Source organism: Indibacter alkaliphilus LW1 (assembly GCF_000295935.2).
In the GTDB taxonomy this organism is placed as follows: domain Bacteria; phylum Bacteroidota; class Bacteroidia; order Cytophagales; family Cyclobacteriaceae; genus Indibacter; species Indibacter alkaliphilus.
Genome location: NZ_ALWO02000008.1, coordinates 1 through 1,790, shown reverse-complemented (window position 1 = coordinate 1,790; position 1,790 = coordinate 1). Strand labels below are relative to the sequence as shown.

Sequence of the window (1,790 nt, the reverse complement as noted above, 5' to 3'; positions counted from 1 at the left end):
TTGTGCCTTCGTGTTTTTTTATTTTTTGAAGTCATTGAAAAATTCAATCAGCTTATCGATTGTGAAATAAGGATTCCGTTGATGTTTTGGTAAATCTGTTTGGACATTGCTTCTCAATGTTTTAGCTCTGACAATGGCAGTTTCTAAATCTTCTTTTAAGATTTCGTAGTGTTTCAACTTGGTTTTGTGGTATTCAGGCCACTTAGTTTTTAGAAATCTCAAGGCTTCGGCACCGTCTTGAAAGCTTCTACCACAATTCTCAAAATGTAGTATGAACCAATGTTCAATACACATAGCACTATAGGCAATGCAAAATCCTTCTGAGTCTACAATTCTAAATGCTGCTTCTAGTTGCGGCCAATTGTCATGATCAAAAAACAACCAAACTGAATCATAGTTGTTCCTGTCTTTTCTAGCTTTTCTTTTTCTCTTTAATGCTTCTTCTGCTAAACTCTTTGGGTCATTCCTGGAATTATAGTCAATTTCAATTGAAATAGATCTTTGAAGGTGTCTTGGTAATTCACTTTGTAAAGATTTAGCATATAAATATTCAGTTACTCCTTCGCAAAGTATTAGTATCCGTCTATTTGGTTTGTTAATCCTCATCACTTTGCATTTCTATAAGAAAGTCTGAATCATTGATAATCGGTGTTGCACCAAACCTGCCTGACGCATACCATTTGTCTAGAGGAGTCCCTAATCGAATTCCTTTTATATCGGAGCATCTGTAAAGGGAGGTTGATCCAAATTCATCTTTTTCTGTAAACCAAACTTGGTCTCTCCTAAAGCTGTCATTTGAAAGTTGAGTTATGTCGTGTGTTGCAAAAATTAGTTGAGAATTTTTCGGATTGGTGATTTCATTATGAAACAGATTGATCAAAAATTGAGTAATGCTTGGGTGCATATTCTTTTCAAACTCATCAACAACTAATACCCTTCCTGTTTCCAAGGCATCAAGAATAATTCCACCAATTACAAACAGGCTTTTAGTTCCTGTTGACTCTTCGTCAATTTCAAAGTTTTCAACTCCAATCTCTTTTTCTCCATCAAAGAGAGGGTGTTGTGTTTTAATGTCATATTTATATTGATCTTGGAATCTTTCTTTTACATCATCAGGCATATTGCTTGGAAACTTATAACTACTCCAATCAACTTCTTCTGCTTGAATCCCTACAATACCAGTGTCTAATGCACATATAAGTTTGTTAAATCTCTTAGAAAAATTAGAGTTTTTATTTTCAGCTAATCTTTTTGCGTAGAGCTTGCTTAAGGAGGTTTCTCGATATTCTTCGAGAAAAGGAAATACCATCATACCTTTTCCAAAAAACGAAAATGCAGAAAGTAAAGAATCTACATTGTTTTCCGCTGCTTTTGAAAGGAATAGCTGATTTGGTAGCAATAATTTTTCAATTGTTTTTTTTCCACCTTTATAAGATTCACCGAATTTTATGGGGCTACCACTCTTTCTTGTGAATAATAATGTCCGAATAGAGTTGGGGTAATGGTGAAGTTCTTCAAATTCAATTTTGTCTTCGGTGAACTCAATTTGGTAATAGTATTGGTTATTCTCGTGAGAGAACTCTATTTCCATTGAGACAGGAGCTTTTGAATTTTGAATGTTGAGTTTGAACGGCTCGAATGGAGCAATCCTTTCGTCAGGTTTGAAACTAGAAGATCTTCGGACTAAAAATTCAAGTGCCTTAAATGCCCGAAGAAGTCCACTCTTTCCCGATGCATTGGGTCCATAGATGACAGCAGATTTGATTAAGTTATTATTTCCGCTCTGGAAT

Annotated in this window: 2 protein-coding genes; both read right to left on the bottom strand. The window is 35.0% G+C overall.

Annotated elements, in window-relative coordinates; all coding sequences use genetic code 11:
• Positions 1-18: 18 nt before the first annotated feature.
• Positions 19-606, bottom strand: coding sequence for an RloB family protein (locus A33Q_RS21460; protein ID WP_016254465.1), 588 nt, complete (start codon positions 604-606; stop codon positions 19-21).
• Positions 596-1,790: AAA family ATPase (locus A33Q_RS01215; protein WP_009036492.1), on the bottom strand; the 1,195-nt coding region annotated here is incomplete at its 5' end. The genes A33Q_RS21460 and A33Q_RS01215, both read right to left, overlap by 11 nt.

What these genes read in the sequence shown, in the direction of transcription:
- A33Q_RS21460 (WP_016254465.1), bottom strand. Translation starts at nt 606, where the DNA reads ATGAGGATTAACAAACCAAATAGACGGATACTAATACTTTGCGAAGGA.